Genomic DNA, 14921 nt, shown 5'->3' on the forward strand with positions numbered 1-14921 from the left:
CGATCTACCACCGGAGGTCGCGCTGCGTGGTCTCGCCGCGACCGGGACGGGAAGAGGCAGCGTGCGCGCGATTGTCCTGATGTTCGACACCTTGAACCGGCGGCACCTCGAGCCCTACGGCTCCGCGGAGAGCCGGACGCCGAACTTCACGCGGCTCGCGCAGCACACCACGCGCTTCACGAACTGCTACGCCGGCAGCATGCCGTGCATGCCCGCGCGCCGGGAGCTGCACACCGGGCGCTACAACTTCCTGCACCGCTCGTGGGGACCGCTGGAGCCGTTCGACGACTCGGCGCCGCAGCTGCTGCGCGGCGCCGGCGTGTACACGCACCTGGTCACCGACCACTACCACTACTGGGAAGACGGCGGCCTGACCTACCACAACCGCTTCGACTCCTACGAGTTCTTCCGCGGCCAGGAAGGCGACGGCTGGAAGGGCCACGTCGCCGACCCGGTCACGCCGGACACGATCAACGCGAAGAACCCGCGCACGCGCCGGAACTGGATCAGCCGGGAGTACCAGCAGACCGAGGACCGGCACTCGCAGACGCTCACGGTCGACGCCGGGCTCGAGTTCCTGGGCCGCAACCACACCGAGGACGACTGGCTGCTGCAGATCGAGTGCTTCGACCCGCACGAGCCCTTCTTCACCTACGACAAGTACCTCGAGCTGTTCGAAGCGGGTTACGAGGGCCGGCACTTCGATTGGCCCGCCTACAAGAAGGTCGTCGAGAGCGACGCGGAAGCCGAGCACCTGCGCAACGGCTACCTGGCGCTGCTGGCGATGTGCGACCACTCCCTCGGCCGCGTGCTCGACTTCTTCGACGAGCACGAGATGTGGCGGGACACGATGCTCGTGGTCTGCACCGACCACGGTTTCCTGCTCGGCGAACACGGCTGGTGGGGCAAGAGCGTGCAACCGTGGTACGACGAGAACATCCACACTCCGCTGTTCGTCTGGGATCCGCGGCATCCCGCCGCCGGCGAAAGCCGGACGAGCCTGGTCCAGACCATCGACCTCGCCCCGACGCTGCTGGAGTTCTTCGGCCTGGAGCCGACGGCGGACATGCAGGGCAAGCCGCTGGCGTCCGTGCTGACCGAAGATCGCCCGATCCGGGAGGGCGCGTTGTTCGGCTCGGCCGGCGGGCACGTCAACGTCACCGACGGCCGGTACGCGTACCTGCGCAACACCGTGAACCCCGACAACCAGCCCTTGTTCGATTACACGCTCATGCCGACCCACATGCACGCGCCGTTCTCGCCGGCCGAGCTGCGTGAAGCCGAACTCGTGGAAGGATTCGGCTTCACGAAGGGCGTGCCGGTGCTGAAGGTTCCCGGGTGGACGTTCGGGAATCCGTATCCGTTCGGCACCATGCTGTTCGACCTCGAAACCGATCCGCGGCAGCAGTCACCGTTGAGCGACCCCGCGCTGGAACTGCGCATGATCGAACTGCTGGTGAAGCTCATGCGCGAGAACGAGGCGCCACCGGAGCAGTACGAGCGGCTCGGGCTGCCCGCGACCGGCCCCGTCACCGAGGCGCACCTGCTGGCCGACGCGCAACGCGACCTCGTCGACGCCGCCGCGCGCCCGCCCGTCCGGCGCGCCGACCTCTCCCCCGACGCGATCGTCGCCACGGTCCCGATCCGCGAGCTGTTCCGGATTCCCCGAGCGCGCGAAGCGATCCTGCCGGTGCTGCCGCGGCTCGACACCCCGACCGGGCGGACGATGCTGGTGCACCTCACCGTCGTCGACGTCGCGGCCATGCATCCGGACCTCGACCCGGCCGCGGTGTACGAACTGGAGAAAACACTCGGCGCGCTGTCCGGCGTGAGCGCTACTTGAGCTCGATGTCCGCCCGCAGCGGCAGATCCTCGACCGACGTGCCCACCAGGACAGTGAACCCGCCCGGTTCGTAGTGCCAGCCGCCGGGTTGCCAGTCCGCGAAAGCACGGGCGGGCAGCGTCACCGTGACTGGCACGGCTTCGCCCGGTGCCGCCTCGACGGTGGTGAACCCGGCGAGCCAGCGGACCGGTCGGTCGACGCCGGAGTCCGGGCGTGCCAGATACACCTGCACGACCTGCTTGCCCGCCCGGGCACCGGTGTTGGTCGCGGTGAGTTCGACCTCCGCGGCGCCGCCGGCGGAAATCGCGGGGCTCACGCGCAGGCCGTCGAGCGACCAGGTCGAGTAGCCGAGCCCGGAACCGAAGGGGTACGCGGGTTCCCGGCCGGACTTGAGCCAGGCGCGGTACCCGACGTGGATGCCTTCGGGGTAGCGCAGGACTCCGTCGACCGGGGTCACGTCGAGCACGGGGACGTCCATGGTGGCCGGCCAGGTGGTGGGCAGGCGGCCACCGGGTTCGCGCGCGCCGAGCAGGACGTCGGCCAGGGCGTGGCCCATTTCCTGGCCACCGAAGTACGGCACGAGCACCGCCGCGACGTCCGCGCGCCACGGCAGCAGGACCGGCGAGCCGGAGTTGACGACCACGATCGTCGGGGTTCCGGTGGCGGCGACGGCGCGGACGAGGTCGTCCTGGTGACCGGGCAGGGCGAGGTCGGTGCGGTCGTGGCCTTCCGACTCGACGGCGGAATTGGTGCCCACCACGACGATCGCGACGTCCGCGCGTTCCGCGGTCTCCGCCGCTTCCGCGAGCAACTCCGCGGGGTCGACGTCGGGCGGCGCGAGGCCGATCGTGAGCCCGAAGGCGTAGCCGAGGCTGCCTTCGCCGGGCACGCGGTCGAACGTGAGCCGCACGGCGACGGGCCGGCCGGCTTCGACCGTGACGGGCGCGGCCGCCGACGGCGGCGACAGCACCGCCGCGCCGAGGTCCGCGCCCGCGTCGGCGGTGCCGTCGAGGTGGAGCTCACCGTCGAGGTCGATCCGCGCGTGACCGGCGGCCGCGAACCCGAGCCGGACCCGCCCCGAGGTACTGGGGGTCCAGGTCGTCGTGAGCTCGACCGCAGCGGCCTCGCCCGTCGGGGCGTCGCCGCCGAGGTACACGAGCGACGCGGCCCAGCGGTCTTCGCGGAACAGCTCGGCGCCGTCGCGGTCGAGGAACCGCACGAGCAGACCCGGCTCGCCCGTCTCCGGGTGGGCGATCTCCGCCAGGGGGAACGGCGCGACCCCCTCCTGCACGACGGCGCCCAGCGCGTAGGTCACCTCGGCGTCCGGGAGTGCCGCGCGCAGGCCGTCGAGCGGGGAGACGACTCGGTCCGGGATGACGGTCGCCGAACCGCCGCCCTGCGTGCGGGCCTGGGCCGCGTTGTGGCCGAGGACCGCGACCCGGCTCAGCTTCGCGGCCGTCAACGGCAGGATGCCGTTGTTGGCCAGCAGGACCGTGCCCGCCGCCGCGACCTCACGGGCGAACGCGACGCCGTCGACCGCGGGCGGAGGTGGCGCGGGCGGCGTGACACTGTCGAGCGCGCCGACCCGCGCGGCCAGCAGGAGGATCCGCCGGACCTTCCGATCCACTGTGGACTCCGGAATCCGGCCGTCGCGCACGGCGGCCACGAGCGCGTCGCCCCACGGGCCGAACGGTCCCGGCATCGCGAGGTCCTGCTCCGCTTCCGCGCTCGCGAGGCTGCGCACGGCGGTCCAGTCGCTGACGACCACGCCGTCGAAGCCCCACTCGTCCTTGAGCGGGGAGGCGAGCAGCGGGTGCTCGGACGCGGTGGTGCCGTTGATCGCGTTGTAGGCCGACATCACCAGCCACGCCCGCGCCTGGGTAACCGACGGCTCGAACGCGGCGAGGTACAGCTCGCGCAAGGCCCGCTCCGAAACCTCCGTGCTGGCGGTGAAGCGTTCGGTTTCGTAGTCGTTCGCGACGTAGTGCTTGGGCGTCGCGGCGACGCCGTGCTCCTGCACACCGCGCACGTACTCGGCGGCGATCACCGCGGTCAGCAGCGGATCCTCGCTGTAGGCCTCGAAGTGCCGGCCGCCCAGCGGGGAGCGGTGCAGGTTGATCGTCGGGCCGAGCACGACGTCCACGCCCTTGGCGCGGGCCTGCGCGGCGGCGACCTCGCCGTACCGGTGGGCCAGTTCGCGGTCCCAAGTGGACGACAGCACGGTGGCCGAGGGCAGGTTGAGCGAAGGTGAGCGTTCGTCCCACACCTCGCCACGGACGCCGGACGGGCCGTCGGACAGGACCATCCGGCGCAGCCCGATCCCCGGCACCGGCTCGGTCGTCCAGAAGTCGTGCCCGGTCAACAGCCGGACCTTGTCCTCGAGCGTGAGGCGGGTGAGCAGTTCGGTCAGCTGCGGTGAGTCGAGGGCGAGCTGGTCGGGCATCGCGGTTCTCCCTGTGGTCAGGACCGGGCGAGGGCTTCGGCGCGGCGGCGGCCCAGCTCGGTGGTGACGCGGCGGACGTCGCGGGGGTAACAAGCGTAGAGTCCCGACAGCACGGCGGCGTTGAGGAGCATGAGGATCACCATGATCCACAGGAACACCGTCTGGATGCCGAGCACGTCGGCCAGCTGCCCGGCGCCGAGTGAGAACAGGGCCCAGCCGACGGTCTCGAAGATGGTCAGCCAGATCGCGAACGCCTGCCCGCGCAGCTCCGGCAGCACCACGGCCGCGACGATCGGCCGGTTCACCGGCGGGTTCACGCCCTGCCCTAAACCCATCAGCGCCCAGAACACGCAGTAGGTGCCGATGCTCCCGTAGTGGAACTGCGTGCCGAAGAACGCGGCCGCGGCGAAGAGCACCTGGGCGATCTGCAGGTAGTAGACGCGACCGCGGGCCGGGAGGACCTCGTCGAGCAGCCGCACGAGCCAGCCGCCGCCGACCGTGCCGACGAGGTACCCGAGCCCGAACGGGATGAGCACCAGCGCGGCGATCGGGTTGGTGAACCCGCGTTCCTTCACCAGGAACTGGATGCCGAAGATGGTGATGAGCAGGTGCCCGGACAGCAGGCGCGAGAGCATCATCAGCGCGAAGGTCGGGATGCGGAACAGCGACAGGACCGACTGGGCCGTCACCTTGGTCTTGATCCGGTCCTTGGTGGACAGATCGGCGAGTTCGCTCTCCGCGGCACCGACGCCGGGATCGGTGAAGAACAGCGCGACCACGAGCCCCGACACGACGCAGATCGCGCCGATGGTCCACATGCCGTAGCGCCAGCCGTCGGTGAGGCCGGTGAACAGCGCGAGCACCGGGCCGAGGAACGCCGCGATCGAGTTGACCGCGCCGTAGAGGTACCCGGCGGCCTTCGCGCGGCTGCGGTCGTCGAAGGAGTCGGCGATCACGGCGTTGGCGATCGGCGTCGCGCCGATCACGCACGCCGACATGAGTGTGTTGAACAGCAGCAGCAACCCGAAGTTCGCCGCGAACCCGGCGAGAACGCCGAACACGCCGCCGAGGATCGTCGTGACGATCAGCCCGCCGCGGCGCCCGATGCGGCCGGTCAGCCACACCCAGGCGGGCCCGAACGGGACGGCGACGAACTTGCCGAGCGCGGACAGCAGGCCGAGGTGCCCGCTGTTCAGTCCGAGTGCCGACGAGATCGCCGGGAAGAGGGTGGACACGAGACCGGATTCGGTGTTGTCCACTACGGTCACGCCGGTGAGGGTCGCGAGGTTTCGCCAGCGGTGCGGGACCTTGGCAGCCGCACTCGAGGTCTGCTGGGACACGTGAGCGTCGGTGCTCATCATGGCGGGCGTCCTGTCTTCGCGGGGGTGGGGAGGTGCGGTCAGGGGGTCCTTCCGGCCGCGAGCTCGCGAGCCGCGCGGCGCAGGGTGGTGCCGGGGATGACGGCCCGGCGGGCCAGGTCGAAGAGGCTGACGTCGGCCGGTGCCGACAGCAGTTCGGTGTGGACGAGGTCGGGCAGGAACCGTTGCAGCACGGCACGAGCAGCCGGGTCGAGCAAGAGCTCGGCCAGCGGGGTGGTGGCGGTGCCGGGCAGTTCTTCGAGCGGGGGCAAGGGTTCGGCCAGCGCCGCGGCCCGATCGGCCTGGTCGCGGACGAGCAGGTGCTGCGGTCCGGGGTCGCCGGTGGCGGGCAGGCCGAGGCGGGCGAACTGGCTGGGTGGCGCGTCGTTCTCCCGCATGAGCCGGACCAGGAGCGCGAGCATCCGCAGTTCGGTCTCGTCGTCGGCGATCGGGGTTTCCTGGCCCGGGTCCGTGGCCAGGTCGAACAGCAGCGTGCCGTGGCGCCACGGGTTGAGCCAGCTCGTCTGCGCCGGCACCCGCATCGTGCGCAGGCCCTTGGTGAAGGTGAAGGGGTCCGCCGGTTCCCAGTTCGCGAGCTCGTCCACCGCGAACCGGCTGCGCATGTGCGTCGGCATGAGGGTGAACTCGTCGAGCGGCGCGTTGGCGGGTTCGGCCGACGCCCGCAGGTAGACGTAGCGGCCGTCGGTGACGTTGACGTGCCCGCCGTGGATGCCGAACAGCGCGCCGGTCCGTGCTTTTTCGCCGCGCTGCACGGCGGCGAGGTCGAAGCCCTGGACGTCGGGTGGTGGTTCCAGGCCGAAGAAGCCGAGCACCGTGGGAGCCAGGTCGGTGGTCTGAACCAGCGCGTCGCAGCGCGACCCGGCCCGGCCGATCCGCGGGTCCCAGACGAACAGCGGCAGGTGCACGAGCTCGGTGAACCACGGCTGCACGGATTTGGCCCACCAGCCGTGCTCGCCGAGGAGGAAGCCGTGGTCGGTGTTGACGATCAGGAGGGTGTCGGTCCAGAGCGCGTGGTCGTCGAAGAAGTCGAGGACCCGGCCCAGCGAATGGTCGCACTGGGAGACCAGGGCGGCGTAGGCGTTGCGAGCCTGCTCGACGAGCTCGCCGGACTCGGTGACCTTCTGGTAGGAGGGCCAGTCGAACCCCGATCCGTTGTCGGGATAGCGCTCGCGGAAGCGGTCGGCGCTGAAGAACGGTTCGTGGGGGTCGAACAGTTCCAGCTGGAGCAACCAGTCGTCAGCGTCCACATTGGTCTCGAGGAAGTGCAGCCCCGCGTCGACCGTGCGCGTCTGCGAGTGCCGCGCTTCGGTGTCCAGGTACCGCCGGTTGACGGCGTCCTGGCGGCGCAGCGTGTCGCCTTGCCCGACGACGCCCTTCCACGGATCGCCTTCCTGGCCCCGGAAGAACTCCCACGTGCGAAAGCGCGTGTGGTAGGTGGCGCCGCCGTCTTCCCAGTAGTGCGGGTGGTCGGAGGCGAGGTGCGCGTGCACGCCGGCGTCCTTGAGCAGCTCGGGCATCGAGTCGTCGAACGGTTCGAGCGGGCCCCAGCCGCGGTGCAGGAAGTTGTGGCGGCCGGTGTGCAGCTCGCGCCGCGCCGGCATGCACGGCAGGGAACCGGCGTAGCAGTTGTCGAACGTGACGGTCCGCCGCGCCAGCCGCGCGAAGTTCGGCGCCTCGACGAACGTCTCGCCGTACGGCGGCAACAGATGCCGATTCAGACTGTCGAACATCAGGATGACGGCCTTCACGACGTGCGGCTTTCCGTTGCCCCGGCGGGGGTTTCACCGATCGGCTCGCCGTCCAGCAGCTTCTGCCGCAACACCTCGCACGCCGCGACGTGCGCGTCCATCGCCGCCGCGCCCGTCCGGTGACTCCACTCCCCCACCCGGTCGGCCAGCCCGTGGTCGAACGGCAACCCCGGCTCCCGCGGCAGGCGGCGGTCGCGGAAGCGGTAGCGCGCGATCTCCTCGCGCCGCGTGGTGATCTCCGTTTCCAGCAACCGGATGACCTCCTCGACGGACAGGAAGCCCGCGAAGGTCAGCCGCACGGTCAGCTCCGGGTCCTGGAACCGCGTCGGCGGGTGGTACGGGCCCTTCAGCCAGTCGAGGAACACCGTCGCCCCCTCGGCCGTGACGGCGTAGGTCTTGGCGTCCTGCGCGCCCGGCCGCGGGTGGACGTCGTGGGTGACCCAGCCGCTGTCCTCCATGCGCCCCAGCGACCGGTAGACCTGGCTCATCTGCGTGTTCGAGCGCAGGAACCGGCCCGCGGTGTCGAGGAACTTCTTCAGGTCGTACCCGGTGCTTGGCCGCTGGAGCAGCACGCCCAGCAGGATGTTCTCGAGCTTCATCGCTCCGCTCTCTCCTGGAGTACTCCACTTGTGGAGTACCATGACACTAGTGGAATAGGCCGTCAAGGCTTCGGCCTGAGAGCGTTGTTCCGGTCGCCGCACGGAAGCACGACGCAGTGAAGGCAACCACGAGGTCGGTCCTCGAAACTCGGCGTGCGGAAGGCCGTGAGCCGAGGACGGCGAGCCCGGGGAACGGGCTACTGCCGCGCCGGAGCCCGCCGGGTCGTGGTCGCCGCGATGGCCTGTTCCAGGTACGCCGACGTGCGTTCGAAGTGGCGCATCATCGCGTGGGTGGCTTGTTCGGCGTCGCCGGCGGAGACGGCGTCGAGGATGGCGCGGTGGACGGCGAGGCCGTCGGCGAGGTTTTGGGCCATGCGGGTGGTTTCGCGGCGCAGGTCGCGCAGGGCGGAGCGCAGCTGGTCGTAGATGCCTTCCACGAGGGGGTTCCCCGCGGCCGCGAGGAGGTCGTCGTGGAAGGCGAGGTCGGCGGTGGCGTAGTCGTCGACGGAGTCGCGGCCGGCGGCGTCGGCGAGCTGGTCGAGGTGGGTGCGCATCCGGTCGAGGTCGGCGTCGGTGCGGCGGGCGGCGGCGAGCCCCGCCATGCCGGTCTCCACGACGCGGCGCATCTCCGTCAGGTGCCGGAACAACTCGGGTCCGGCTTCGGACCCGGTCATGGCGTCGAGAACCATCGGGTCCAGCTGCGACCACGCGCGGCGCGGGTTGACGTACGTTCCGCGCCCGCGCTCGATCCGCAGGACACCGCGGTTCTGCAACGCTTTCACCGCCTCGCGCAACGTCAGCCTGCTGATGCCGAGAGCGGCGGCGAGGTCGACTTCGCTGGGGAGTTGCTCGTCCAGGTCGAGCTCGCCGTCGAGGATCCGGGTGATCAGCTCCGACGCGACCTGTTCCGGCAGCAGCCGGCCGGCCGTGCGTGCCGACGACATGTGTTCCCTCCCGAGGCGACCGAGGCCCCTCATCGTACCGGCGGCCCAGCTCACCGGAGTGACCGGCGACGGTGTGTCAGTGCAGGCCACGCTGCTGCGACAGGCCTCGATCGGCCACCGGGCTGAAGTCTTCGTCGGGAAGTCCCACCAGCTCACCGCCGCGCAGCCACTGGGCGTCGGTTCCGTAGAGCTGCTCCGCCAGGTGCCCGAGCAGCTTGTCCCGAAGGCCGGCGTACGCGGGATCGCCGGCCAGGTCGACGCGATCGCGATCGTCCTCGCCCACGTCGAAGAGCTGCACGTGGTTGCCGACCGGGTAGTAGATCAGCTTGTACCGGCCGTCGTGGACCATCCGGGTCGCCTCGGGGCCTTCGCCGTACTCGCCGTAGAGCACCTCGCGCGGTGGCGCGCCGGCCATCGACCGGCCCTCGACCGTCTCGGGCACGGGCAGCCCGGCGAGGTCGAGCACGGTGGGCATCACGTCCTGCAGCCCCACCAGCCGGTCGTCGACCGTGCCCGGCCGCACGCGCGGGTCGCCCTGACGGCCGAGCACGAGCATCGGGACGTTGGCCGAGCGCTCGTAGAAGACGCGCTTGGCCCACAGGTTGTGGTCGCCGAGCATGTCGCCGTGGTCGGCGGTGAACACGATGATCGTGTCGTCGAGCAGCCCTTCTTCACGCAGCGTCCCGATGACCACGCGCAACTGGTGGTCTATGTAGGTGCACTGCGCGTAGAAGGCGCGCCGGGCCATGCGCACGTCGTGCTCCGAGAACCCGATCGGGCTGTCCGCGCCGATCCGGCGTCGCAGCTGGTGCGGCAGCCGTTCCGGGTCCGCCGACCACGGCGCGGTCACGGGCAGGTCGATCCGGTCCGGGTCGTACAGGTCGAGGTACTCGGCCGGCGGAGTGACCGGCGGGTGCGGAGCCGTGTAGGACAGGTACCACAGCGCCGGGCGGGTCGGGTCGCGGCGCTGGATCACGCGCGCCATCTGCCGCGAAGCCCAGCTGGTTTGGTGCAGTTCCTCGGGCAGGTGCCAGGGCCGCCAGGTGTACTGGTTGTTGCTCATCCCGTGCGCGTACAACTGACCCACGTAGCCGCGTTCGGCGAGGTGGGCCTCGTAGTCGTCGGCCACGCCCCACTGCCGCCGGCCCTCCTCGGCGAGCAGGACGTCGTCGAACCCGATCCGCGCGCGCTGGGGGAACACGTGCAGCTTGCCCACGGCGTGGGCCTGGTAGCCGTGGTCGCGGAAGGTCTGCGCGAGCGTGGGCAAGTTCGGCATCGGCAGGTCCTGCTGGAAGGTGCGGTCGCCGTGGGTGCGCGGGGTCGTGCCGGTCATGAGCGTGCGCCGCGCCGGCACGCACACCGGCGATTCGCTGTACGCGCGGCTGAACCGCGTGCCACTCGCGGCCAGCGCGTCGAGGGTCGGGGTCTGCACCGCCGGGTGCCCGGCGGCACCGAGCAGTCCACCCGCCCAGTGGTCGGCGCAGACGATGAGGACGTTTGGCTGTGACGGCATCGTTCTCCTTGGCCTAGCGGCGTTCTGCGAGGACGGCGGCGGGTTCGTCGACGCGCAGCCGGCGCGCCGAGACCACAGCCATGACGGCGGCGTAGAGCATCACCGCGGCGAGGAAGAACATGCCGCCGCGCAGCCCGCCGCCGGCCGACTTGATCGCCCCCACCACGTACGGCCCGACGAACCCGCCGAGGTTCCCGACCGAGTTGATCAGCGCCAGGCCCGCCGCCGCGTTCGCCCCGAGCAGCAGCCGCGACGGGAGCGACCAGTACATGGGCTGCGCGGCGAACATGCCGACGGCGGTGATCGACAGCAGCACGAGTTGCAGTGCGAGGCTCGTGGCGAGCGCGGTCGCCACGAGACCGGCGGCGCCCAGTAACGTGGCCGCCACCAGGTGCCGGTGGAGGTGGCGCCCGCGCCCGGCCACCCGCGGCCAGATCACGAGGGCGACGGCAGCGAAGGCGAACGGCACCGCGTTGAGCACGCCGTTGGCGAAATCCGAGACGTGGAACGACTTCACGAGCGTCGGCAACCACAGCCGCAGCCCGTACGCCGCCGTCGGGAAGGCGGCGAAGAACGCCGCCAGGAAGAGCACCTTCGGATCCGTCAAGGCACGCAAGGGATTCCGGTGCCGGACCTGCGCCTGGCTCTCCTCCGCGGCCAGCGCGTCGTGCAGCCACGCCCGCTCGTCGGCGCTCAGCCACCTCGCGCGATCCGGCGACTCCGGCAGGAACCTCAGCACGACCGCCGCCAGTACCACCGCCGGCACGCCGGTCACGATGAACATCCACTGCCAGCCCGAGAGACCCAGCCAGCCGTCGAGCTCGAGCAACGCGCCGCAGATCGGGCCACCGACGACCGTCGACACCGGGTTCGCCAGGATCAGCAGGCCGACCAGCTTCGTCCGCTCGCGCCCGGGCACCCACTTGGACAGGTAGTACAGGACGCCCGGGTAGAAGCCGGCCTCCGCGACACCCAGCAGGAACCGCAGCACGGTGAAGCTCACCGGCCCGCGCACGAAGATCATCACCACGACGAGGACGCCCCAGGTGAGCATGATGCGGGCGATCCAGCGCCGCGCGCCGAAGCGGGCCAGCGCGAGGTTGCTGGGCACTTCGAACAGGAAGTACCCGACGAAGAACACCCCCGCCCCGAGCCCGAACGCCGCGTCGCTGATCCCGACCGCCGACTGCATCCCGAGCTGCGCGAACCCGATGTTCGTCTTGTCGATGAACGACACGAGGTAGCACAGCGCCAGCAGCGGCACGATCCGCCACGCGATCTTGGAAGTCACCGATGACCTCACCGTGGTCCCCTGTCCGTCGAAGACATCAGACATCTGATGTCAGAGGACCATAGCTCGCGGACCCGTCGCTGACAACCGGCTACTTCCGGGGCACGGCCGTCGTGAGCTCTGGCGCGCCGAGGTCGGGCGCGAGGGCAGCAAGCCGGCGCTGGATCGCGGGGCTAGCTTCGCCTCGCCCCCCACTGGGGGATAACGAAAAAGCCCAGGTCGCCGACCTGGGCTGGCAAGGCTGCTCGGTCGGCGCCGTCGGTCGTGCCCGCCTCGCGCAGCCCGGCAGCGGACTTGCGGACCAAGCCGCTCACGGCACCCATCGGATCACGCCGAAACCACCTGGAGCCTCCGGCTTTCCCGGGCGAGCGCGACGAAACTCACCAGGTGCAGCGCGACAGCCAAGGGCACAGCGGCCAACGGCACCAGCACGAGCGGCAACGTGCCTGCCTGCTCGGCAGACGGGGTAACCTCGAGGACCACTCGCTGGCCGACCCCCGTCAGGAACCCGAGCGTCATGGCCACGACCAGGTCGAGCAGGCCCATGATGTTGAGCCACAGCACGCGACCGCTGCGGATCGCGAACGGCGCGGTCAGCCCGACCGCGATGTCACCGAGCCCCGCGGGCAGCGCGAACGCGGCTGGGAGCTTGCCCAGGATCATCGCGGCCAGGAACACGACCCCCGCGACGCGCAGCACCTGCGGCCACGCCAGCAACCGCAGCGCGCCGGGCTGGGCGAGGATCGCCTGGACACTCGGCAGCTTGCTCGCCGCGAAGGCGATGACGATCCCGACGACGAACGCCAGCGGGATCCACGGCTGTTGCCGAGTCGGCGGCAGGTGGAACAGCCCGGCCGCGGCCAGCACCCAGATCACCGCGGTCCACGCGCCCCATCCAGCTCCCGCGACCGCGGCCGTGCGCGTCGCCGACTGTCGTGACCGGCCGATGGTCCGCGCGCCGCGGTAGAGCGCCACGCAGGCCACCGCCGGAATACCCACCGCTGCCAGGAGCGTGAAGAGCCAGATGTAGATCGGCATTCGGAACACCTCTCTTGTGAACACCACGTCCGTTGCTGAACACTCTGTTCGGTTACGTGGCCGCGGTTCAACAACCAAACCGGGGCCTGTGTGCGATACCGGACAGTCGCCGCGAACTGTCCGGGAACGGCGAGGGAGCGCTATGGCCGAGCAGGATCGCCGGGTGCGCAGGACGCGTCGCGTGCTGCGCAACGCGTTGTTCGAACTCATCTTCGAGAAGGGTTACGACCGGGTCACCGTGCAGGACGTGCTGGATCGTGCCGACGTCGGCCGGTCGACGTTCTACGCGCACTACCGGGACAAGGAGGCGTTGCTGCTCGCCGCGTTCGACGAACTGAGCGAGGAGTTGCGGCGCGAGTTCGGCACGCCTATGCCGGGTGCCGATCCCGCGCGGCCCGCCGACGCCGTGTTCCGCTTCGCCTACGGCCACCAACCGGCGTTCCGGGCTCTGTGCGGCAAGCGGGGCGGCGATGTCGTCCAGCGCCACCTGCGCCGGTTGCTCGCCGACCTGCTCACAGAACACCTCGGCCTGGACACGGTGGGCCTGCCCATTCCGGCCGACGTAGTTGCCGAGTTCTGCACCAGCGCGACACTCGGCCTGCTGGACTGGGCCATCGACAACGGCTTCCCGCACGATGCCACCTGGCTGGCCGCAACCTACCGCCGGCTGGCCGAACCCGGCCTCACGGCACTGCTCGCCGAGCGCGCCTGATCAGATCACTCGGGTGCGGGGAGAGCCCGCCCTGAGGCGACTACGCTGACAGTGCACGAACGTGCGCTCGAGTTTCCGAGCGACGGGCGTCGGATCCACTCTCTCGGTGACCCGGCAGTACGCCTGCGCGATGCCGATGTGGGGTGCGGCCGAGCAGGTCACGCACCACGTCCGACGGCGTGCGCGCATACTTCGCCCTCACAAGCAGGAGTACAGCGCATCGACAAGTGCCATCGTGCGCGGATCGTCACGCAAGACCGATCCGGCCCCGTTCGTCACGTAGGCGAACCCAATCCCGTGCTCAGGATCGGCGAACCCGACCGAGCCGCCATGACTGCCGTACCCAAACGCCCGCGGGTTCGGCCCGAACCCTCGCTGCTCGCCACCGAGCGCGAATCCGAGTCCGAACTCGCCGTGCAAGCCGGCGGCCACCTCCACGCACTGGCCCTGACGGGCTCGGCCAAGCTCGATGGTGTCCGGGGTGAGCAGCCTTCCCGAGCCGTCCGCGAGCGCTCCATACACCGTCGCCAGTCCGAGTGCAGTCGCATACCCGCCCAGTTCCACTGTCGACACGGGCGGCATCTTCATCGAGGAGCGGTCATCCGCCGACATGAATCCACCGAATGCGGAGCAACGGCTCAGGTCCCGAGAATCGACCCCGATGTGGACGTCCACGTTCAGTGGCGCTGCCACGTTGGCGGCAAAGAACTGACTGGTGGTCTGGCCGATGGACCTCTCGATTACCCGACCGACCAGATACCCGTACGACATCCCCCCGCGGCTGCCAATCGCCGCCAATTCGCCTGACAGCTTTTGCTCGACAAACCGCCTTTCCAAGATAGGAAGATCGAGCCGGGCGTCCGAGGTCATCCGCGAATCGAGAGTGGTCCCGCTCACGCCGCAACAGCGTGAAAGCAACCAGCAAACAGGGATGATCGACCCGCCACACCCAGCCAGCTCCGGCCAGTAACGTGCTGCAGGAGCTTCGAGATCGAGATCACCGTTCTCCACCAGCTGCAAAACGCAGATCGCCATCAGGCCCTGGGTCGCCGACCGTACATTCGTGAGCGTTTGCCGATCCCAAGCCCGCTGGCGGTCTGGGCCCCTCCAGCCACCCCACAGATCCACGACAGCCGACCCATCCACCGTCACCGCGACCGCGCCACCCAACTCTCCACGTGCTCCGAAAGTCCGCCGGAAAGCATCAACCACGCGTTCGAAGCCGGCTGATTTCAGGCCGTCGATCGGAGACCCCAACGCGCTCTGCATAGGACAATCCTTCTCGGGCACTCGAAGTGGGATGTCGCACTCCGATCATGGCGGATCGTCCGGGTCGAGAAGCCGTTGTTGTCTAGAAGGATCAGGTTCATTGCGTTTGACGTCATCACTCACGACCGGGGGCATCGCATCC

Annotated in this window: 11 protein-coding genes; 2 read left to right on the plus strand and 9 right to left on the minus strand. The window is 70.1% G+C overall.

Annotated features, from left to right (window positions below; translation table 11 throughout):
- Positions 1-61: 61 nt before the first annotated feature.
- Positions 62-1843 carry a sulfatase gene (locus tag ACIA77_RS24330; protein ID WP_395888251.1) on the plus strand — a complete coding sequence of 594 codons (1782 nt, stop codon included), beginning with the start codon at positions 62-64 and terminating at the stop codon, positions 1841-1843.
- On the opposite strand, the gene ACIA77_RS24335 is transcribed toward ACIA77_RS24330, so the two are convergent.
- The 8 genes from ACIA77_RS24335 to ACIA77_RS24370 form a co-directional block, all read right to left on the minus strand.
- Complete coding sequence (locus ACIA77_RS24335) at positions 1836-4286, minus strand: beta-glucosidase (protein WP_395888252.1); 2451 nt, start codon at positions 4284-4286, stop codon at positions 1836-1838. The genes ACIA77_RS24330 and ACIA77_RS24335 overlap by 8 nt on opposite strands.
- A 17-nt stretch (positions 4287-4303) precedes the next feature.
- Complete coding sequence (locus tag ACIA77_RS24340; protein ID WP_395888254.1) at positions 4304-5644, minus strand: MFS transporter; 1341 nt, start codon at positions 5642-5644, stop codon at positions 4304-4306.
- Positions 5645-5685: 41 nt separating this feature from the next.
- Positions 5686-7413 (minus strand): sulfatase-like hydrolase/transferase, encoded by a 1728-nt coding sequence (locus ACIA77_RS24345; RefSeq protein WP_395888255.1) that lies wholly within the window; start codon positions 7411-7413, stop codon positions 5686-5688.
- Positions 7410-8012: a helix-turn-helix transcriptional regulator gene (locus tag ACIA77_RS24350; protein WP_395888256.1), complete on the minus strand. Its 603-nt coding sequence runs from the start codon at positions 8010-8012 to the stop codon at positions 7410-7412. Before ACIA77_RS24350 ends, ACIA77_RS24345 begins: the two co-directional genes overlap by 4 nt.
- A gap of 197 nt (positions 8013-8209) precedes the next feature.
- Complete coding sequence (locus ACIA77_RS24355; protein WP_395888257.1) at positions 8210-8956, minus strand: FadR/GntR family transcriptional regulator; 747 nt, start codon at positions 8954-8956, stop codon at positions 8210-8212.
- A gap of 76 nt (positions 8957-9032) precedes the next feature.
- Positions 9033-10469: a sulfatase-like hydrolase/transferase gene (locus ACIA77_RS24360; RefSeq protein WP_395888258.1), complete on the minus strand. Its 1437-nt coding sequence runs from the start codon at positions 10467-10469 to the stop codon at positions 9033-9035.
- Between the two features lie 13 nt (positions 10470-10482).
- On the minus strand, positions 10483-11760 hold the full coding sequence (locus tag ACIA77_RS24365; protein WP_395888259.1) for an MFS transporter: 1278 nt from the start codon (positions 11758-11760) through the stop codon (positions 10483-10485).
- A gap of 327 nt (positions 11761-12087) precedes the next feature.
- Entirely contained in the window at positions 12088-12798 is a 711-nt protein-coding gene (locus tag ACIA77_RS24370) for a hypothetical protein (RefSeq protein ID WP_395888260.1), read from the minus strand.
- 142 nt (positions 12799-12940) lie between these two features.
- On the opposite strand from ACIA77_RS24370, the gene ACIA77_RS24375 reads away from it, so the two are divergent.
- Positions 12941-13510, plus strand: a complete 570-nt coding sequence (locus tag ACIA77_RS24375; RefSeq protein WP_395888261.1) for a TetR/AcrR family transcriptional regulator — start codon at positions 12941-12943, stop codon at positions 13508-13510.
- A gap of 198 nt (positions 13511-13708) precedes the next feature.
- Here the strand turns inward: ACIA77_RS24375 and ACIA77_RS24380 are convergent, their stop codons facing one another.
- Complete coding sequence (locus tag ACIA77_RS24380) at positions 13709-14779, minus strand: serine hydrolase domain-containing protein (protein ID WP_395888262.1); 1071 nt, start codon at positions 14777-14779, stop codon at positions 13709-13711.
- Positions 14780-14921: the final 142 nt, after the last annotated feature.

It is taken from the genome of Amycolatopsis sp. NPDC051903 (genome assembly GCF_044452505.1).
Classification (GTDB): Bacteria; Actinomycetota; Actinomycetes; order Mycobacteriales; family Pseudonocardiaceae; genus Amycolatopsis.